Origin of the sequence: Stenotrophomonas terrae (genome assembly GCF_001431465.1) — a bacterium.
Lineage (GTDB): Bacteria > Pseudomonadota > Gammaproteobacteria > Xanthomonadales > Xanthomonadaceae > Stenotrophomonas > Stenotrophomonas terrae.
Window position 1 is genome coordinate 103,382 of sequence record NZ_LDJJ01000009.1, and the last position, 19,338, is coordinate 122,719.

The window sequence follows — 19,338 nt, forward strand, 5'->3', positions numbered from 1 at the left end:
GAGCTGGAGATCAGGAACCGGCTTTACCGGTTCCTGGCTTCAACGGCGACATCTTCCACAGCAGCGCACGGAACGGCGCCAGCAGGCAGACGCCGATGGCCAGCTTTACTGCCAGATCGCCAGCTGCCCAGCTGATCCACGGCAGCTGCGAGCCGGCGAAGGCGATCGACCAGAAGATGGCCGTATCCACCGTGGCGCTGCAGGTGGTGGCAACCATCGGTGCACGCCACCAGTTGCCGGCACGCAGGCGATCGAACACGGTGATGTCCAGCAACTGCGCCACGATGAAGGCCGAACAGGAAGCCACCGCAATACGCGGGGTGGCGATCCATACCGACAGCACCACCGCCACCGCGAAACCGGCCCAGGCCACGCGGCGTGCCGCCTGCGGGCCAAAGCGGCGATTGATCAGGTTGCTGACCAGGAACGCGATCGGATAGCTGAACGCACCCCAGGTAAGCCAGTCATTGATCGGGTATTGCACCAGCACATTCGAACCCAGCACCACGGCACCCATTGCCAGCACGGCCAGCAGCAGCGAGGTGGGAGTCAGTGGAGCAAAGCGGATGGACGGATGTGAGGACATGAACGGGCACAGGCAGCGCCGCTAGGCACTGCATCAATAAAGAAGGGAGGGCCGTGCCCGATAGGGCAGGTAGGTCCGCATTGTAACTGGTGTGGGTCTGGGGAGATGTCAACGGCCACAGGAGTGCATGCTGCCTGCGATCAGGAGAACGTAGCCCCTCTCCCGTTCACGGGAGAGGGGTTGGGGTGAGGGCAGCTTTTGCCTGTGCCGTTGGCGTTGCTCGCGTTTCAGTTTCGAGAAGCCCAAAACCCCCTCATCCGCCCTTCGGGCACCTTCTCCCGCAGGCGGGAGAAGGAAGTAATCAGGCATGTTTGCGATCTGAAGCACCTTCTCCCGCAGCGGGAGAAGGGAGGCTCCAAGCATTTCTACAATCTGAAACTGACAAGCATTGAGTGCGCTGCAGATAGCTTGCGATCTGAAGCACCTTCTCCCGCAAGCAACAGAAGGAAGCAATCAAGCATTCATGCGGATTGCTCCAGCCTGCATGGCGAGCTCTTCAGAGCTTCCCGCTATGGCTCACCTGCGCCGCTTCAATCGCCGGCACGAAGCTCAGTACTGCGCCATCCTCGGCCCGCAGCATCCAGCCCGCGCCCTGCGGGCTGGGTGTGAACGCGACGGTCTGGCCCAGCACGAAGTTTGATGCCGGGTTGTCCTCGCGCTGTGGCCAATGCAGCGTGGCGGTGTTGGCCGCGTCCAGTGGGTCTGCCAGTGCAACGCTGCGGCCGCCATCGGCGTCCTGGGTGATCGCTTCAACCTTCATGTCTGGCAAGGGGCCGGCACTGACACGGCGGGCCTGGCCCTGGCCGGATTGCGATGACGCCGTGGACGACTTGTCCGCCGCCGATGCCACCAGCAGCAACGGTGCCGAGACCAGCATCGACGCGCCTGCAGAGGTCACCAGGGTGCTGACTTCCGATCGGTTCAGGCCGTCACCGGCACGCGCCGGCGCAATCACCAACAGGCCGCTGAGGGCGGCGCATGCAAGCAGGGAAAACAGGGGTTTCATGGGGGAGCTCCTCAGCGACATCAGGTCAATGATCAAAGTGTGCGGGTGCGGCTTTCATCCACCGCCTCGATGGTGGGCACGAAGGCCAGCGCCGCGCCTTCGGGATTGCGCAGCATCCAGCCCGCGCCCTGCGGACTCGGCTGGAAGGCGATCTTGGCGCCGACGGTGAAGCCCGCGGCCGGATCGTCTTCGCGCTTGGGCCACTGCAGGGTGGCGTGGTTCTCCGGGTTGGCCGGGTCTTCCAGGGCGACACGGCGGCCGCCGTCCGCTGCGGTCTCTACCGACTTGACCTCCAGGTCCGGCAACGGGCCGGCGCTGACGCGGCGTTTTTCTTCGCGCCGTTCCGTGGATTCCTTGGACATGTCGGCGGCGCCGCGCACACCGGCGGCGGACAGGAAGATCGGCCCGGACACCACCATCACCACGCTGGAGCCGGTCACCAGCACCGAGGCCTGCGAGCCATTGAGGTTGAAGCCTTCAGCACCTGCCTGGCTGGGCGCCAGGGCGAGGCTGGCGGCGAGGGCAAAGGCGAGGGCGCTGCTCTTGAGCAGATGCTTCATGGGGTGGACTCCTGTCGTTGTACGGGGGACGGCGTGCCGGTCATGGCAGGCACCGGGGTTTGGTGGGCAACGGCAAGTTCGCGTTCCAGTGCGCCGCTGCGGTGCAGGAAGTCGAAGACCGACTCCACCGTCACCACCGAGTAGTTGCCGGAAATGCGCTCACTGGCCGGGTGATCGGTGACTGCCACGTTGTCGGCAAAGAAGCGCGCGCCCAGGCGCTTGCCTATGCCGATGTGCATGCGTGTGGGCGTATAGCTTTTCTGCTTCAGCCAGGCCAGCGCGCTGCTGCGGTCAGCCAGGGCAGGCTCACCGGCGGCCTGTGCCATTGCCGCAGCGGTGACTTCCAGAATCCATTGGTTGGAGTTTTGGTAGTCGGTGCTGCCGGGGTAGGCCAGCATGCTGTAGCGCGGCTCATGCAGGGCGCGTGCGTTGCGCGCCTCGCCGCTGAGCAGCGTCTTCAATGCGGTGCGTACTTCCGGGGCGGGAATGCCCACGCGCAGGTCGGTGGTGATCGAGCTTTCGCCAACCAGGTTCACCAGGCCTTCTCGGTACAGGTCCGAGTTGTCGCTCTTGCAGCGGTTCAGCAGGTGCACCACGTCCCAACTGCCACTGTCGTTACGAACCAGAAAGGCCAGATGGCTGTGACGCAGGCCGTACTTGCTCAGGTCCTGGCCACCGCGCGCGGCGATAGCCACATCCACGCCAGGCAGGGCATCGAGGGTGTCAGCGGTGACCGCGGCCATGTCGAACATGGCGGCAATGGTGGTCGGTGGCGGGTAACGCGGGCTGCAGGCCTGCTGCGCGAATACCGGGGCGGTGAGGGTGGCAAGGCTCAGCGAGGCTGCCAGCAATAGTGTCGTGCGAGGTTTCATCGGCGCGCATCCTTGCATGGTGATTGGGAAATATTCGTTAGGGGGCGGCACCGGTGCGACAAGGTGGCTGGCTGCCGTTGCCTGGATTCGGTCAAGGCTGCTTCCATTGCGCATGCAGCAGGCCGGATACCGCGAAACAGGCCGGTGCATCCTTGTTGGACAGCACGATCACGGTTTCGCCGGTTGCCGGGTAATGGCGCACGTCGGTGCAGACGCCGTCGGTGCTGCCGCCATGGCCCCAGCGGAAATCACGGGCCGGCACGTCCTTGCCATAGCCGGTGGCAAAAAAGCCCAGGCCCATGAACTCACGCTGGGTGCGGTTGGCCTGTTCGAACAGTGCAGCCGGCAGCAGCTTGCCGGCATTCAAAGCCTGCACGAAGCGGAACATGTCACGCGCGCTGCCCACTTCGCCGCCAGCGGGCAGGCCGCGACCGGGTTGGGTGGCGCAGTTGCGCACGCGCTTGCCGTCCACGTCCACATAGCCCCGGGCGAGATCGGCTGCGGGGTCGTCGCAATCGACGAAACCGGTATGTTGCATGCCTGCCGGCTGCAGCACGTGTTGGCGGATGTAGCTCTCGAAGTCCTGCCCGGAGAGGACTTCCAGCATCCGTCCCAGTACCAGATAGCCAAAGTTGCCGTACTTCTGCGCGCTGCCAGGGGCGAACTCCGGTGCGCGTCCGGCGTGCAGCGCGACCATCTCGTCCAGGCTGCGCAGCCGCGCGCGATCCGCGCTGTGCTCGGCGCCAAACAGCTCATCGATATCACCCGCACCGGCGCTGTGTGTCAGCAATTGGCGCACGCTCACCTCATTGGCGAACTGGCGGTTGGGGTAGTCCTTGAGCACCTCGCCGACCTTGCTGTCCAGGCTGAGGCGGCCGGCGGCGATCTGCTGCAGGATCGCCACGCTGGTGAACATCTTGCCGGCCGAGGCCAGGTTGAAGCGGTCGTTCACCTGCAGGGGTGCTTCCTGCTGCTCATCGCGCGCGCCATAGGCTTTCTCGAACACTACGTCATCGCCACTGGCGATCAATACCGTGCCCGAGAACTGCCCGGCGGCCTGCAGGCCCAGCGCAAAGCCATCCAACTGTGCCAGCGCTTCAGCGCTGGGTGCCTGCGCGGCAGTGACAGCCCAAGGCAATACTGCAAGCAGCAGCGGGGCAAGGCGCAGCAGGCGAGGCGTGGCAGCTGGGGTTTTCAGTGGCTTGTGCATGTTCGTGCCAGACCGGAGGTGGCCAGAACATAGCATCGACCATTACTGGCGGCAGTCTGCAAGCCGGGCTCCGGCAGCGGATAATGGGCGCATGTCACCTACTCAATCCCCCGTGCGTGCCATCGTCTGGATGCTGGCCGCCGTCGCTTTCTTCTCGTGCATGGACGCTGGCATGAAAATGCTGTCCAGCAGCTATCCGACCTTGCAGGTCACCATGCTGCGTGGCGCGGCCTCGCTGCCGTTCGTGCTGGTGTGGGTGCTGGCCACGGCCGGGCCACGCTCGATCATCCCGGTGCGCTGGGGCCTGCACCTGCTGCGCGGCGTGCTCGGCATGGTGATGATCGGTTGCTTTGTCTACGCCTTGCGGACGCTGTCGCTGTCCACCGCCTACACCATTTACTTTGTCGCGCCCTTGTTGGTGGCCGCGCTGTCGGTGCCCTTGCTCGGCGAATACGTGGGCCTGCGGCGCTGGGTGGCGATCGGCATCGGCCTGATCGGCGTGCTGGTGGTGCTGCGCCCGGGCGTGGATGGGTTCATCTCCTTCCCGGGCCTGATGGTGCTGCTGGCGGCGACCGCATACGCGATTGCCGCGGTAACGGTCAGCCTGCTGACCCGTACGGATACCCCGCAATCAATGGTGGTCTGGTTCCTGCTGATCATGGCGGTGGGGGCGGGGTTGTTGGCCTGGCCGCAATGGCAGCCGCTGCAGTGGAAGCACGCGGCGCTGATCGCCGGCATGGGCCTGGCTGGGGCCCTGGGCCAGATCGCGCTGACCCGTGCCTTCCAATTGGGACAGGCTTCGATGATCGCGCCGCTGGAGTACACCGGCCTGGTCTGGGTGATCGGCTGGGACGTGCTGCTGTGGCAGAAGCTGCCTGACCGCTGGACCTGGATAGGCGCCAGCATCATCGTCGCCAGCGGCCTGTACCTGCTGCACCGCGAGCGGGTGCAGCGGGCACAGCGACCGGACCAGATCGATCACCCCTGAGCCAGCGGCCGGGGCAGGGGGGCCGGGTTGTTGTAGGAGCGGCGTCAGCCGCGAAGCTGACACTGCCGGAAAGGCCTCAAAGCCAACCCCTCCCCAACCCTCCCCTCCGCCTTGGGCGCAAGGGAGGGGGCAGGGCGCTTGTGGGAGCGGCGTCAGCCGCGAAGCTGACACTGCCGGAAAGGCCTTAGAGCCGACCCCGCCCCAACCCTCCCCTCCGCCTTCGGCGCAAGGGAGGGGGCAGAACGCTTGTGGGAGCGGCGTCAGCCGCGAAGCTGACACTGCCGGGAATGCCTCAAAGCCAACCTCTCCCCAACCCGTCCGGCCCGAAGGCACAGCCTTCGGTCGTTCATCAGGCCGCGCGCCAGTGGCGCGCAAACTGGCCTTCTTCACCCCCTTGGCTGCGCCAAAGGGAGGGGGTGTAGTGCCGAGCCATGCTCGGCAGGGGCTTTCCCCGCAGCGCAGGCAGCGCCCCGGCACTGCCCCGATCCAGCCCACTTAGAACCAAAAGGAATAAGATTCCGGTTTGCGGCACGCGCGCCGGCGGCTCGGCGCTGCTAGGCTGCACGCCCCCTCCTTATGCCCCCCGGTTGCCCTGGCAGTGATCGAGTTCCAGCACCTGCAGAAGTCTTATGCCGTCGACGGTCGCGCGATCACCGCGCTGCATCCGCTCGACCTGAAGATCCAGGCCGGCGAAGTGTTCGGCATCATCGGCCACTCCGGTGCCGGCAAGTCGACCCTGATTCGCCTGATCAACCGGCTCGAAGAACCCAGCGGCGGCCACGTGCTGATCGACGGCCAGGATGCCACCGCGCTGCCGGCCGACGGTCTGCGCACGCTGCGCCGGCGCATCGGCATGATCTTCCAGCACTTCAATCTGTTGTCGGCGCGTACCGTGGCCGCCAATGTCGCGTTCCCATTGGAATTGGCGGGCACACCCAAGGCCGAGATCGATGCACGCGTGGCCGAACTGCTGCGCATGGTCGGGCTGGAAGCGCATGCGGGCAAATACCCCTCGCAGCTGTCCGGTGGGCAGAAGCAGCGCGTCGGCATTGCCCGCGCGCTGGCCACGCGCCCGCAGATCCTGCTGTGCGACGAAGCCACCAGTGCGCTGGACCCGCAGACCACCGCCTCGGTGCTGGCCCTGCTGGGCAAGATCAACCGCGACCTGGGCCTGACCATCGTGCTGATCACCCACGAAATGGATGTGATCCGCCGCGTCTGCGACCGTGTCGCCGTGCTTGATGCCGGCCATATGGTCGAGATGGGGCCGGTGACCGAGGTGTTCCTGCATCCGCAGCACCCGACCACGCGCCGATTTGTCAGCGAATCCGAACATGTGGACGAAGGCGAGCAGCTGCGTGACTACGCCGCAGTCGGTGGCCGCATCGTGCGCCTGACCTTCCTCGGCGACGGTACCTACGATCCGCTGTTGGGGCGCATCGCCCGCGACACCGGGGTGGACTACAACATCCTTACCGGTCGCATCGATCGCATCAAGGACACGCCCTACGGCCAGCTGACCGTGGCCCTGGTGGGCGGCGACCAGAATGCCGCACAGGCGGCCTTCGTTGCTGCCGGTGTGCACGTCGAGGAACTGCGCCGATGATCATTGCAACTGCTGCGGAAGGCTTCTTCCGTCATCTCGATGCCGGCAAGTGGGCCGATATCGGCCAGGCCACCATCGATACCCTGCTGATGCTGGCCGGCTCGTTGCCGCTGACCCTGGCAATCGGCCTGCCGCTGGGCGTGCTGCTGTTCCTGACCGGTTCGCCGCAGCTGCATCGCAAGCCAGTGGTCTACGGCATTACCGCACTGCTGGTGAACCTGCTGCGCTCGGTGCCCTTCATCATCCTGATGATCGTGCTGATCCCGGTGACGCTGGGCCTGATGGGCACCTCGCTGGGCGTGCGTGGCGCGATCCTGCCACTGGTGGTGGGTGCCGCACCGTTCTATGCGCGACTGGTTGAAACCGCCCTGCGTGAAGTTGATCGCGGCGTGATCGAGGCCAGCCAGGCGATGGGCGCGACCACCAGACAGCTGGTCTTCAAAGTGCTGTTGCCGGAAGCGCGGCCGGGCCTGATTGCCGGCGCCACCGTCACCACCATTGCCCTGATCGGCTTCACCGCGATGGGCGGTGCGATCGGTTCCGGCGGCCTCGGCGACCTGGCCTTCCGCGATGGCTACCAGCGTTCGCATACCGATGTAGCCCTGGTCACGGTGGTGCTGTTGCTGGTGCTGGTGCAACTGCTGCAGATGCTGGGCGACCGTCTGGTCACGCATTACAGCCGCAAGTAATGGAATGACGGCAGGCCGGCACACAGCGTGCCGGCCTGTTAGCGTATGTCCACCATCCTTCCCCACGGGATCACGTACCGATGAACAAGCTATTCGCCTTCCCCCTGGTTGCCGCCGTGCTGGCCCTGTCGGCCTGCGCCAAGCCTGCTGCCGATGAATCCAAGCTGGTGGTTGCCGCCACCGCCGTGCCGCATGCTGAGATTCTGCAGGTGGTCAAGCCGCTGCTGGAGAAGGAAGGCGTCAAGCTCGACGTGCGCGTATTCAATGACTACGTGCAGCCCAACGACCAGTTGGTGCAGAAGCAGGTGGACGCCAACTACTTCCAGACCGAGCCTTACCTGAAGGCCTACAACGCGGACCGCAAGACCGATCTGGTCACCGTCACCGGCGTGCATATCGAACCATTCGGTGCCTATTCGCGCCGCTTCAAGTCGCTGGCCGAGCTGCCCAATGGCGCCGACGTGGTGATCCCGAACGACCCCAGCAACAACAGTCGCGCGCTGATCCTGTTGGACAAGGCCGGCGTGATCAAGCTCAAGGACCCGAGCAACGCGCTGTCCACCCAGCGTGACATCACCGAGAACCCGAAGCAGCTCAAGTTCCGCGAGCTGGATTCGGCGATGCTGCCGCGCGTTCTGGACCAGGTCGATCTGGCCCTGATCAACACCAACTATGCATTGGACGCCGGCCTCAACCCGACCAAGGACGCGCTGGCGATCGAGAGCAGTGATTCGCCGTATGTGAACTTCCTGGTGGCGCGCCCGGACAACAAGGACGACGCCCGCGTACAGAAGCTGGCCAAGGCCTTGAACAGCCCGGAAGTGAAGGCTTTCATCGAGCAGAAGTACAAAGGCGCAGTGCTGCCGGCCTTCTAATCCCCAATGTAGTGCCGAGCCACGCTCGGCAGGGGCTTTCCAAGCAGTCCCACGGTAGTGCCGAGCCATGCTCGGCAGGGGCTTTCCCAGCAATGCCAAGGTAGTGCCGAGCCATGCTCGGCAGGGGCTTTCCAAGCAGCCCCACGGTAGTGCCGAGCCATGCTCGGCAAGGGGCTTTCCAAGCAGCCCCGCGGTAGTGCCGAGCCATGCTCGGCAAGGGGCTTTCCCAACAGCCCCATGTAGGAGCGGCGTAAGCCGCGAAGCAGATACAAGCACAGGCGCCAGCAGTATCGCAATCCGATGATGCCCGTGCTTCGCGGCTTACGCCGCTCCTACAGGGTTGGAATTCTTGTAAGGCCCCTTGCCGAGCATGGCTCGGCACTACAACCAGCAAACCTTGTAAGGCCCTTGCCGAGCATGGCTCGGCACTACAACCAGCAAACCTTGTAAGGCCCTTGCCGAGCATGGCTCGGCACTACAACCAGCAAACCTTGTAAGGCCTCTGCCGAGCATGGCTCGGCACTACAGTTGGTTCGTGGCGTACTCTTTGGTTCTGCATCCCGGGATCAGGCCTCCATGCCGCTGCTGTTCGCACTGCCACTGGCGCTACTGGTATTTGTTGCCATCATCTTGCTGCTGATGCCGTTGTCGCTGTGGCAGCGTGTACGCAGTGGCGGTGCACGGCGGCAGGCGCGGCCTTGGCTGATCAGCTTCAACTTCTGGGCGACGCTGGTGTCCACCGGCCTGTTCGCGGTGTTTGTTGCCATTGCCGGCTTCTGGTGGACCGGTGCCTGGGCCTATGCGGCGCTGGGCTGGTTGGCGGGCCTGTTGGTCGGGGTGCTTGGCCATTTCTTGACGCGCTTCGAGCCTGGCCCGGAAGCGCTGCATTACAAACCCAATACCTGGCTGGTACTGGCACTGACCGCGATGATCGTGGTGCGGGTGGTTGCCGGCATGGTGCAGGGCTGGCAAGCCTCGGTGAATGGTGTGCCCTGGCCGGAGGCGGGCTGGCTCAGCCATGCCGGCCTGCTGGCAATGGCGGCGTTGCTGCTCGGTTACGCGGGCATGTATGCATGGCTGCTGCGGCGCAGGGTCCGCCACCATCAACGCTATCGCGGGTTCGACCGCAGCCCGCGCTGAGCCGATGGCGGGCAGGGCCGGTCCCGGCTAGTCTGATGCAGGCACAGACGGAGAGCATTGATGGGTTTGCTGCGGTTTTTCGGGCGCAGGCTGGCGCATTTCCTGGCGCAGCCGCGTCGCCATCAGATGCGGCCTTCGACCAGCGCGCCGGCGCTGTTGTCGCGCACCTTGCGGCGCGGGGACGTGTTGCTGGTGGAGGGCAATAGCCGTTTCTCCACCGCCATCAAATACCTGACCCAGTCCACCTGGTCGCATGCGGCGCTTTACATCGGCGAAGAGCCACTGCTGGAGGGCGGCAAGCCGCAGCCGATGCTGATCGACGTGGATGTGGAGCAGGGCGTGCGCCGCATTCCATTGAGCGCGTTCACCGATCAACACACCCGCATCTGCCGCCCGCAGGGCCTGTCACCGGCGGTGGTGGATCAACTGGTTGGTTTCCTGCGTGCCCGCCTGGGCTACAGCTATGACCTGAAGAACGTGTTCGACCTGGCGCGCTACCTGATACGGCAACCACCGGTGCCCGGACATCTGCGGCGGCGACTGATTGCCCTGGGCAGCGGGGAGCCGACCAAGGCGATTTGTTCGACCCTGCTGGCACAGGCGTTCGAGTCGATCCGCTACCCGATCCTGCCGGAGATCGAAACGGTGTCGGCACAGGCCGGTGGTGCCGAGCAGACGCGGGAAATCCTGCATATCCGCAACTACAGCCTTTACACCCCGCGTGACTTTGACGTGTCGCCGTTCTTCGACGTGGTCAAGCCGCGATTGCAACAGAAGTTTGATTACCTGGCGCTGCAGTGGAGTGATGACGGCAGTCCGTAGGGTGGGGCTTTACCGCGCACGAAAAAAACACGGGCCGCAAGCGGCCCGTGTCTTCATTGCCAAGTTGTATCCGGCTCAGCGTCGCTTAGAAGCGGGCGCCGATACCAAAACCAACGGTCCACGGATCCAGCTTCAGCTCGCCGGCGTTCTGGCCAGCAATCCGCAGGTCCGGGCGGGCGTGCATGTAACGCGCGTCAGCACGGGCAAACCAGGTCGAGTTGATGTTCATGTCAACACCGAGCGTACCGATGGCGCCCTTGGCGGTTTCAACACCAACGTGGTTGCCGGTATCGCTCAGGCCGTCGATCTTCTCGTTGCTGAAGTTCGATTCGTAGTAACCCAGGCCCACGAACGGACGGAAGGTGTTGTCGGCCTGGCCGAAGTGGTACTGCGCGCTCAGGGCGATCGGCTGCTGCTCGACGGTACCCGCCTTGGCGCCACCATCGGTGCGCACGCGGTGGTCGAACTTGTCAGCGGCACCCCACAGCTCAACGGCGAAGTTGTCGTTGAAGTAATAGCTGGCGCTCAGCGTCGGTGCCGGGCCACCATCGACCTTGCCCACGCCGTTGATCGGATCATTCTTCGGCTGCACCAGGCTGATTCCGCCAACCACGGCAAAATGCTTGCCCGAAGCGGTATCGCCATTGCCATCCTGCGCGAATGCGGTGGAAGACAGCGCCAGTGCGCCGAGCGTGGCAAGGCTGAGAATTTTGATGGAACGCATGACTAACTCCTCATGTTGCGAACAGAACTATTGCGATCAGGATTACGTTGTTATCAAGGCCCTCGTTACGGGGCGTGGTCACCCTAACGATGGCAAGATGAATCGCTCTAAACGCAGCTGTATTTCAGTGTTGTTGCGTTCAGTGAAAAACAGAGGAATCCCATGGACACGATGTTCTGCCCAAAATTTTCGTTCACGATGTTGTGCTGCGTGTGATGAGCACTGAACTATTGCAAGGCTTGCCCGCGCAGGTGACTGCGCAGTGCCGTGTACTGGTGTTGGGGTCGATGCCGGGCGCGCTGTCGCTGCAGGAAGCGCGTTACTACGCACATCCGCGCAATCGCTTCTGGCCGCTGATGGCGGCCTTGTGCGGTTTCGACGCGCAGTTGGCGTATGCGCAGCGGCTGCAGTGTCTGCAGCAGTCCGGCGCCGGGTTGTGGGATGTGATCGGGCAGTGCGAGCGCAGCGGCAGCCTGGATGCATCCATCGTGCGCGGCAGTGAAGTACCCAACCGTCTGCCCGAGCTGTTTGCCGATCTGCCACAGTTGCGCGCCATCGCCTGTAATGGCGCTGCAGCGCACAGAGCGTTCCAGCAATGGATTGCTCCGGCTTTGCCGCCTTTGGCGGCTGCGCTGCCGGTGCTGGCGCTGCCCTCGACCAGTCCGGCCAACGCGGCGTGGTCGTTGCCGCGCCTGATCGAGCGCTGGCAGCCGCTGCAACAATGGTTGAATGCGCCCGGTCCGGTGATATCGCCTGCAACAAACGGCTTGGCTGGCTAGGACAGGCAAGACAGCCAGCAAGTCACAAACAGTGGCTGGAGGCGGACAGGGCGGCCGTCATGGCGTGTGTGGCGTGCCCTTGTCCGGGGACATACGGCTGCGAATTCAGTTGTAGCGGTTGGCGCTGCGGCCCGCTAACGCCACAATAGGGGATTCCCCTCATTAGTTGCTGGAGTAGTTCATGGCCGAAATCAAGGAAGCACTTGTCCCCGATATCGGTGACTACAGCGACATTCCGGTGATCGAAGTGCTGGTCGCCGTTGGCGATACCGTCAAGAAGGACCAGGGCCTGGTCACGCTGGAATCGGATAAGGCGACGATGGAAGTACCGTCGGCCTACGCCGGTGTGGTCAAGGAACTGAAGGTCAAGGTTGGCGACGGCCTGTCCGAAGGCAAGGTCGTGGCCCTGATTGAAGTCAGCGAAGAGGCCGCCAAGCCTGCCGCCCCCGCTGCTGCCGCTACGCCGGCTGCTCCGGCCAAGGTCGAAGCCGCTGCCGAGACCGGCACCAAGGTCGAGCCGGTGGCGGTTGCCCCGGTCGCCGACAAGCTGGCCCAGCGCGAAATCGCCCAGGAAGACTCGGTCACCACCAGCAAGCCGGCCAGCCCGCCGGTGCAGTTCAATGCCGAAGGCGTGCTGCCGGCCAATGTGCCGTATGCCAGCCCTGCGGTGCGCGTGTTTGCCCGCGAGCTGGGCGTGGATCTGCAGCAGGTCAAGGGTTCGGAGAAGGGTGGCCGCATCACCAAGACCGACGTACAGAAGTTCGTCAAGGGCGCGCTGTCCGGTGGCGTTGCTGCCAGCGCTGGTGCCCCGGCGGCTGCCGGCGGTGGCCTGAACCTGCTGCCGTGGCCGAAGGTCGATTTCAGCAAGTTCGGCGAGACCGAAGTGGTGCAGCTGTCGCGCATCAAGAAGATCTCCGGCGCCAACCTGGCCCGCAACTGGGCGATGATCCCGCATGTCACCCAGTTCGAGCAGGCTGACATCACCGATCTGGAAGGTCTGCGGGTTGCCCTGAACAAGGAAAACGAGAAGGCAGGCATCAAGCTGACCATGCTCGCCTTCCTGATCAAGGCCAGTGCTGCGGCGCTGAAGAAGTTCCCCGAGTTCAACGCCTCGCTGGACGCCAGTGGCGAGAACCTGACCCTGAAGAAGTACTTCAACATCGGCTTTGCCGCCGATACGCCGAACGGCCTGGTCGTGCCGGTGATCCGTGACGTCGACAAGAAGGGCGTGGTGCAGATTGCCCAGGAAACCGGCGAACTGGCCAAGAAGGCACGTGACGGCAAGCTCGGCCCGGCTGACATGAGCGGCGGCTGCTTCTCGATCAGCTCGCTGGGTGGCATTGGCGGCACCGCCTTCACGCCGATTGTGAATGCGCCGGAAGTGGCCATCCTGGGTGTCTCCAAGTCGGCCATCCAGCCGGTCTGGAACGGCAAGGAATTCGCGCCGAAGCTGATGCTGCCGTTGTCGCTGAGCTATGACCATCGCGTCATCGACGGCGCGCTGGCGGCCCGTTTCACCACCTACCTGTCGCAGGTGCTGGCCGACATGCGGCGCGTGCTGCTGTGATGCCAGTGGCGTCACGACGCACGCTGTTGGCGTTGGTGCTGGCTGCCCTGACGGGCCCGGCACTGGCGGCCAGCCAGTGTCTGCCGGTGGTTGGTGAAGGCTGGCCGCCGGCGGTGGGCAACTACGGCCAGGCGGCGACCAGCCTGCTCGGTGGCCAGGCCGAAGATGGCCTGTCGCTGCTGGTGCTGCCGGCACGCGGGGTGGAGTCACAGGTGGTGCTGCGCCGCGATGGCGGCAATGGCCAGTGGATGGTGTTGGCCGGATTGGCCGACAAGCGCATCTACAACTGGAGCAGCGGTGCCAGCCGTGGCGGTGTCAGCCTGTTGCTGGACCAGGAGCCCGAGTTCGCCCAGGCGCCATTGCCCGATGCACTGGCGCAGCGCCTGGTCGAGGTCTGGGGCAAGGCCCTGGCGTCGTCCGAAGTGGCTGCGCGTGCGCCGGTCACCGACGGCGAGGTGCTGTCCTTCACCGTCAATGGCGAGCGTTACAGCGGTCAGCGGCCTGCTTGCGGGCAGCTGGAGGCGCTGCAGGAACAGGCGGCGCTGCTGATCGAGCTGGCCCATAGCAAAGACAAAAAGTACGAGAAGCGTTACGCCAACATCGAACGCGCGCTCGACAAGATGCATGACCGGTTCGTCGGCGACGCCGGCTGAGCCCACAGGAGAAAACAATGGCGACGATTGAAATCAAGGTTCCGGACATTGGCGACTACAACGACGTGCCGGTGATCGAGATTCTGGTGGCCGTGGGCGACACGGTGAAGAAGGACCAGGGTCTGGTCACGCTGGAGTCGGACAAGGCCACGCTGGAAGTGCCGTCCTCGGCTGCGGGTGTGGTCAAGGAAATCAAGGTCAAGCTCGACGACAAGCTGTCCGAGGGCGACGTGGTGGTGATCCTGGAAGCCGAAGGCGAGGGCGCTGCCCCGGCCGCGGCACCCGCACCGGCCGCCGCGCCTGCGCCGGCTGCACAGCCCGCCGCTGCTGCAGCCCCGGCCGCGGTCAGCGCGCCGGTTGCCGCCGCGCCGGCCGCCACTGGCCCGATCGAGGTCAAGGTGCCGGATATCGGTGACTACCAAAATGTGCCGGTGATCGAGATCCTGGTGGCCGTGGGCGACACGGTGAAGAAGGACCAGGGCCTGGTCACGCTGGAATCGGACAAGGCCACGCTGGAAGTGCCGTCTTCGGCCGATGGCGTGGTCAAGGAAATCAAGGTCAAGCTCGACGACAAGCTCTCGGTCGGTGATGTGGTGGTGGTGCTGGAAGGCGCCGCTGCTGCCGCGCCGGCAGCGGCCAAGGCCGCACCGGGCAGCAAGCCGCCGGTGACCCCGTCGCACCGCGCGCCGGACCCGGCAGTTGCCGCCAAGGCACTGCCGTCCAGCGGCCGTACCGCCGACATCGAATGCCGCATCGTGGTGCTGGGCGCAGGCCCGGGCGGCTATACCGCTGCCTTCCGTGCCGCCGACCTGGGCATGGACACGGTGCTGATCGAGCGTTACGCCAGCCTCGGCGGCGTTTGCCTCAATGTCGGCTGCATTCCGTCCAAGGCGCTGCTGCATGCGGCCGAAATCATCGACCACGCCGCGCATGCCAATGAACTGGGCATCGAGTACGGCGCGCCGAAGATCAGCCTGGACAAGCTGCGCGAGTACAAGGAAAAGGTCGTCGGCCAGCTGACCAAGGGCCTGGCCGGCATGGCCAAGCAGCGCAAGATCCGCACCGTGCACGGCCTGGCCAAGTTCATCTCGGCCAACGAGCTGGAGATCGTCGGTGACGACGGCAAGACCCAGCTGCTGCGCTTCGAGCAGTGCATCATCGCCGCTGGTTCGCAGGCGGTGAAGCTGCCCAACTTCCCGTGGGACGACAAGCGCGTGATGGACTCCACCGACGCACTGGAACTGGCCGAAGTGCCGGCTTCGCTGCTGGTTGTTGGTGGTGGCATCATCGGCCTGGAAATGGCCACCGTGTACAGCGCCCTGGGTTCCAAGGTGACCGTGGTCGAGTTCATGGACCAGCTGATGCCGGGTGCCGACAAGGACCTGGTCAAGCCGCTGGCCGACCGCCTGAAGAAGCAGGGCATCGAGGTGCACCTGAAGACCAAGGCTTCGGGCGTGTCCGCTGACAAGAAGGGCATCACCGTGACCTTCGAAGCCGCCACCGAAGGCGAGAAGCCGGCAATGGAAAGCGGCACGTTTGATCGCGTGCTGGTGGCTGTGGGCCGTTCTGCCAATGGCAAGAAGATCGATGCCGACAAGGCCGGCGTCGAAGTGACCGACCGTGGCTTCATTCCGGTTGATCGGCAGATGCGTACCAACGTGCCGCACATCTTCGCCATCGGCGACATCGTCGGTAACCCGATGCTGGCCCACAAGGCTACGCACGAAGGCAAGCTGGCGGCTGAAGTCGCTTTCGGCGAGAAGAAAGAGTGGGTGGCGCGGGTGATTCCGTCGGTGGCCTATACCAATCCGGAAATCGCCTGGGTCGGCGTCACCGAGACCGAGGCCAAGGCCAAGGGCTTGAAGGTGGGCGTGGCCAAGTTCCCGTGGGCGGCCAGCGGTCGCGCGATTGGTATTGGTCGTACCGAAGGCTTCACCAAGTTGATCTTCGACGAAGAAACCCACCGCGTGATCGGTGGCGCCATCGTCGGCGTGCATGCCGGTGAGTTGCTCGCAGAAATTGGCCTGGCCATCGAAATGGGTGCGGAGGCCGAAGACATCGGCCACACCATCCACGCGCATCCGACCCTGAGTGAGTCGGTGGCGATGGCCTCGGAGATCTACGACGGCACCATCACCGATCTGTATATCCCGAAGAAGAAGTAATCGAATCTCGAAGAAGACGTAATCGAAGATTGAAAAGGGCCGCTTAGCGGCCCTTTTCATTTGCGTCGTGTAGTGCGCAGCAATGCTTCATTGGTAGTGCCGAGCAATGCTCGGCAGGAGCTTCATTTGTAGAGCCGAGCCATGCTCGGCTGGGGCGTTACCGGGAAGGCCTCTGCCGAGCATGGCTCGGCACTACAGGTGCAATGAGGCCTCTGCCGAGCATGGCTCTGCACTAATAGCCCCTCTCCCGTTTACGGGAGAGGGGTTGGGGTGAGGGCAGCTTTTAGGGCGCAGCGATGCTGCGCTTGGGGCGTTGCTGGGAAGGCCTCTTGCCGAGCATGGCTCGGCACTACAGGTGCGATGAGGCCTCTGCCGAGCATGGCTCGGCACTACAGGTGCGATGAAGCCTCTGCCGAGCATGGCTCGGCACTAATAGCCCCTCTCCCGTTCACGGGAGAGGGGTTGGGGTGAGGGCAGCTTTTAGGGCGCAGCGATGCTGCGCTTGGGGCTTTGCCGGGAAGGCCTCTGCCGAGCAAGGCTCGGCACTACAGGAGCTGTGACGCCTCTTGCCGAGCATGGCTCGGCACTACAGGCCCCGCTTGCGGGTGAGGGTGCTCCTCAGAACGACAGGCTTACGCCGGCCAGTGGGCCCTTGAACTCCTGCTTCAGGCCGATGACGCCGTCGCTGCCTTTCTGGTCCACGTCCAGCTTGAACCAGTCGTAGCCGGCGAAGATGCCGAAGTTCTTGTTGAAGTTGTACTGCACGATGGCGTTGGCGCGGCTCAGGTCGCCCTTGTAGTCGTCGAAGTTACCCCAGCTGGTGTTGAGGTACTGGCCCTGGAAGTTGATCAGCCAGTGCTCGGAGGGCGTGAAGGTCAGTCGCGCGCCCACCACCGGTGCGATGCCGTCGGCCTTCTCGTTGAGGAAGCGGCCCTGGTAGACGTCGCCCACGTCGGCGTAGCCATCGGCGCTGATCTTGGCGTACTCGGCGCCCAGCTGCAGGCCGAAATCGAAGCGATCACCGTCGACCACCGAGTAGTCGTACACCAGTGTTGCCACCTGGTATTTCAGCTCGCCTTTTACAAAACTGCCGGCCGGCACGGTGGTGTCGCCCCAGCTGATGCCTTCGTCCAGCGTCTCGCGGCGATCCTTGTCGTACTTGAAGTAGTCGAAGATCAGGCGCTGGCGATCACTGATACGGAACAGACCATCGATGCGCGGCTCCCACTCCTTGCCGCCCAGATCGAAATCCTCGGACAGGTTGATGTCCTGGCCGGCAACGGTGGTGCTGCCGCGGATGGTGTTGTCGGTATCGATGTTCATCGCGCCCAGGCGCAGCGTGAAGCGCGGATCGTCTTCGGCGGCGTGCGCAGGCAGCGCATGGGTCAGAGCGAGTGTGAGTGCGCACGGAGCAAGTGCGAGAATAAAGCGGGAATTGCGCATGCCTATGCCTAGCTGTTGCGATGGGGCTGCTGACCTTCGCCGATCCGATGTAGAGAACGGTGAGCGCAGCGTGCAGGCAATGTGTAGGCGCAGATCAATTGCGGCGAGGTGGTGCCGCCGAGGGCGTGCGACACCACCTCACCCGAGCCTGCGCACGCGCCCGACGAGGTAGCGGGTGGCGGACTGCCAAGCTCTGACCGGCAGGCTTGGGGGAAGTTCCCGTGCTGCGATGCAATATTTATTGTCCCTTGCGGGCACCCGCAGGCCCGCCTTGTCGGGAAAAAACGTGATATTGCGGCCACTTGCATAGTCAAAAGGGGACAAATGCCGGTTGTCTCGCAAATTGTCCCACTGTTATACTTTCGCGGCTCGACGAGACGCCTTTGCGCGGTTCGGCTCTTTCCTTTACCTGATGCAGGACACTTTGACGTGCTGAACTCCGTTGACGCGGGTCGGCGACTGATGTTGCGCGCCGCGGTCTACCCGCTGGTCGCAGTGGTGGTCCTGGCTCTGGCCTTCCTCTTCGTGGGGCCAAAGCATGCGCTGGGCGCCCTTGTATCGGGCCTGGCGGTGGTAGCAGGGACGGCGCTGGCCGCGTGGGTAGGGCTCGGTGGCGGCGTTCAGGCCGCTGGTTCAGCCATGGTCCGCCTGTTCCTGGGGTTCGTGCTGAAGATTGTGCTGATTGTTGCCGTACTGGGAATGGCTTTTTTCTGGTGGCGACTTCCTCCTTTGGCTCTGCTGGCGGCAATTCCAGTGGCGCTGATGTTCCAGGTTCTGGCTCTGGCCAGACGTTGATTCACTCATAAAGGTTCCGGACACATGGCGGGCGAGGCTCTAACTCCTACCACGTACATCCAGCATCACCTGCAGAATCTGACCGCTCCGGTCGGTGACAGCGGTGGCAGCTTCTGGATGATCCACGTCGATACCATCGTCACCGCGGTCCTGATGGGCCTGCTGATGGTGTTCGCCTTCTGGATGGCAACCCGCAAGGCCACCGCCGGTGTGCCGGGCAAGTGGCAGGCGTTCGTTGAAATCTGCCTGGAGTTCGTTGACCGCCAGGCCAAGGACACCTACCACGGCAAGAGCAAGCTGATCACGCCCATCGCGATCACCATCTTCTTCTGGATCCTGTTGATGAACCTCATCAAGATGATCCCGGCCGATTTCATCGCCAAGCCGCTGGAGCTGGCAGGCATCCATTACTGGAAGCCGGTGCCGACCGCCGACGTCAATGCCACCCTGGGCATGTCGATCAGCGTGTTCATCCTGATGATCTTCTTCGCGCTGAAGTCCAAGGGCATCGGCGGTTTCATCAAGGAATTCCTGACGGCCCCGTTCGGCAAGTGGATGATGCCGTTCAACCTGATCCTCAACATCGTCGAGTGGCTGAGCAAGCCGATCTCTCTGGCGATGCGACTGTTCGGCAACATGTTCGGCGGCGAAATCGTTTTCCTGCTGATCTGGGTGCTGGGCGGTGCCGGCGTATTCGGTGCCGTTGCCGGTGGCGTATTCGGCTTTGGCTGGATGCTGTTCCACCTGCTGGTGATCCCGCTGCAGGCCTTCATCTTCATGATGTTGACCATCGTGTACTTGAGCCTGTCGGAAGACAGTCACTAAAGTTACAAGCTTCACCCAGTTTCAACCTTCATC

At 63.9% G+C, this 19,338-nt stretch carries 19 protein-coding genes; 12 read left to right on the top strand and 7 right to left on the bottom strand.

All coding sequences use genetic code 11. The features are described 5' to 3' along the window. Window positions 1-10: 10 nt before the first annotated feature. The 5 genes from ABB27_RS03530 to ABB27_RS03555 form a co-directional block, all read right to left on the bottom strand. Window positions 11-586 carry a queuosine precursor transporter gene (locus ABB27_RS03530; RefSeq protein ID WP_057626844.1) on the bottom strand — a complete coding sequence of 192 codons (576 nt, stop codon included), beginning with the start codon at window positions 584-586 and terminating at the stop codon, window positions 11-13. Between the two features lie 496 nt (window positions 587-1,082). Then, the gene (locus ABB27_RS03540; RefSeq protein WP_057626846.1) at window positions 1,083-1,592 is read right to left on the bottom strand and encodes a hypothetical protein; all 510 of its coding nucleotides are present in this window, start codon (window positions 1,590-1,592) and stop codon (window positions 1,083-1,085) included. Between the two features lie 32 nt (window positions 1,593-1,624). After that, window positions 1,625-2,152 (bottom strand): hypothetical protein, encoded by a 528-nt coding sequence (locus ABB27_RS03545; protein WP_057626847.1) that lies wholly within the window; start codon window positions 2,150-2,152, stop codon window positions 1,625-1,627. After that, complete coding sequence (locus tag ABB27_RS03550) at window positions 2,149-3,024, bottom strand: DUF2145 domain-containing protein (RefSeq protein ID WP_244479122.1); 876 nt, start codon at window positions 3,022-3,024, stop codon at window positions 2,149-2,151. Before ABB27_RS03550 ends, ABB27_RS03545 begins: the two co-directional genes overlap by 4 nt. Before the next feature lie 91 nt (window positions 3,025-3,115). Continuing rightward, entirely contained in the window at window positions 3,116-4,234 is a 1,119-nt protein-coding gene (locus tag ABB27_RS03555) for a serine hydrolase domain-containing protein (protein WP_057626849.1), read from the bottom strand. Between the two features lie 91 nt (window positions 4,235-4,325). Here ABB27_RS03555 and ABB27_RS03560 point away from each other — a divergent pair, with 91 nt between their 5' ends. From ABB27_RS03560 to ABB27_RS03585, 6 genes are all read left to right on the top strand, one after another. Continuing rightward, window positions 4,326-5,222, top strand: coding sequence for a DMT family transporter (locus tag ABB27_RS03560; RefSeq protein ID WP_057626850.1), 897 nt, complete (start codon window positions 4,326-4,328; stop codon window positions 5,220-5,222). A 598-nt stretch (window positions 5,223-5,820) separates the two neighbouring features. Then, a complete protein-coding gene (locus ABB27_RS03565) occupies window positions 5,821-6,828 on the top strand; it encodes a methionine ABC transporter ATP-binding protein (RefSeq protein WP_057626851.1) in 1,008 nt (335 codons plus the stop codon). Continuing rightward, on the top strand, window positions 6,825-7,517 hold the full coding sequence (locus ABB27_RS03570) for a methionine ABC transporter permease (protein ID WP_057626852.1): 693 nt from the start codon (window positions 6,825-6,827) through the stop codon (window positions 7,515-7,517). Before ABB27_RS03565 ends, ABB27_RS03570 begins: the two co-directional genes overlap by 4 nt. 80 nt (window positions 7,518-7,597) lie before the next feature. Continuing rightward, window positions 7,598-8,392: a MetQ/NlpA family ABC transporter substrate-binding protein gene (locus ABB27_RS03575; protein ID WP_057626853.1), complete on the top strand. Its 795-nt coding sequence runs from the start codon at window positions 7,598-7,600 to the stop codon at window positions 8,390-8,392. A gap of 576 nt (window positions 8,393-8,968) precedes the next feature. Next, the gene (locus ABB27_RS03580) at window positions 8,969-9,532 is read left to right on the top strand and encodes a CcdC protein domain-containing protein (RefSeq protein WP_057626854.1); all 564 of its coding nucleotides are present in this window, start codon (window positions 8,969-8,971) and stop codon (window positions 9,530-9,532) included. Window positions 9,533-9,589: 57 nt separating this feature from the next. Continuing rightward, window positions 9,590-10,354: a YiiX/YebB-like N1pC/P60 family cysteine hydrolase gene (locus tag ABB27_RS03585; RefSeq protein WP_057626855.1), complete on the top strand. Its 765-nt coding sequence runs from the start codon at window positions 9,590-9,592 to the stop codon at window positions 10,352-10,354. A gap of 85 nt (window positions 10,355-10,439) precedes the next feature. Here the strand turns inward: ABB27_RS03585 and ABB27_RS03590 are convergent, their stop codons facing one another. Then, window positions 10,440-11,078, bottom strand: coding sequence for an OmpW/AlkL family protein (locus ABB27_RS03590; protein ID WP_057626856.1), 639 nt, complete (start codon window positions 11,076-11,078; stop codon window positions 10,440-10,442). A gap of 215 nt (window positions 11,079-11,293) precedes the next feature. Between ABB27_RS03590 and ABB27_RS03595 the strand changes: the two genes are divergently transcribed. The 4 genes from ABB27_RS03595 (at window position 11,294) to lpdA (ending at window position 16,242) form a co-directional block, all read left to right on the top strand. Continuing rightward, the gene (locus ABB27_RS03595; RefSeq protein ID WP_057626857.1) at window positions 11,294-11,857 is read left to right on the top strand and encodes a DNA-deoxyinosine glycosylase; all 564 of its coding nucleotides are present in this window, start codon (window positions 11,294-11,296) and stop codon (window positions 11,855-11,857) included. Window positions 11,858-12,038: 181 nt separating this feature from the next. Next, entirely contained in the window at window positions 12,039-13,424 is a 1,386-nt protein-coding gene (locus tag ABB27_RS03600) for a dihydrolipoyllysine-residue acetyltransferase (RefSeq protein WP_057626858.1), read from the top strand. Window positions 13,425-13,429: 5 nt separating this feature from the next. Beyond that, window positions 13,430-14,077 (top strand): hypothetical protein, encoded by a 648-nt coding sequence (locus tag ABB27_RS03605; protein WP_244479123.1) that lies wholly within the window; start codon window positions 13,430-13,432, stop codon window positions 14,075-14,077. Between the two features lie 17 nt (window positions 14,078-14,094). After that, entirely contained in the window at window positions 14,095-16,242 is a 2,148-nt protein-coding gene (lpdA, locus tag ABB27_RS03610; RefSeq protein WP_083491120.1) for a dihydrolipoyl dehydrogenase, read from the top strand. 618 nt (window positions 16,243-16,860) lie between these two features. On the opposite strand, the gene ABB27_RS03615 is transcribed toward lpdA, so the two are convergent. Beyond that, the gene (locus ABB27_RS03615) at window positions 16,861-17,685 is read right to left on the bottom strand and encodes a hypothetical protein (RefSeq protein ID WP_057626860.1); all 825 of its coding nucleotides are present in this window, start codon (window positions 17,683-17,685) and stop codon (window positions 16,861-16,863) included. 429 nt (window positions 17,686-18,114) lie between these two features. Here ABB27_RS03615 and ABB27_RS03620 point away from each other — a divergent pair, with 429 nt between their 5' ends. Next, entirely contained in the window at window positions 18,115-18,480 is a 366-nt protein-coding gene (locus ABB27_RS03620) for a hypothetical protein (protein WP_211263663.1), read from the top strand. 24 nt (window positions 18,481-18,504) lie between these two features. Beyond that, window positions 18,505-19,305 carry a F0F1 ATP synthase subunit A gene (gene atpB, locus ABB27_RS03625; protein WP_057626862.1) on the top strand — a complete coding sequence of 267 codons (801 nt, stop codon included), beginning with the start codon at window positions 18,505-18,507 and terminating at the stop codon, window positions 19,303-19,305. Window positions 19,306-19,338: the final 33 nt, after the last annotated feature.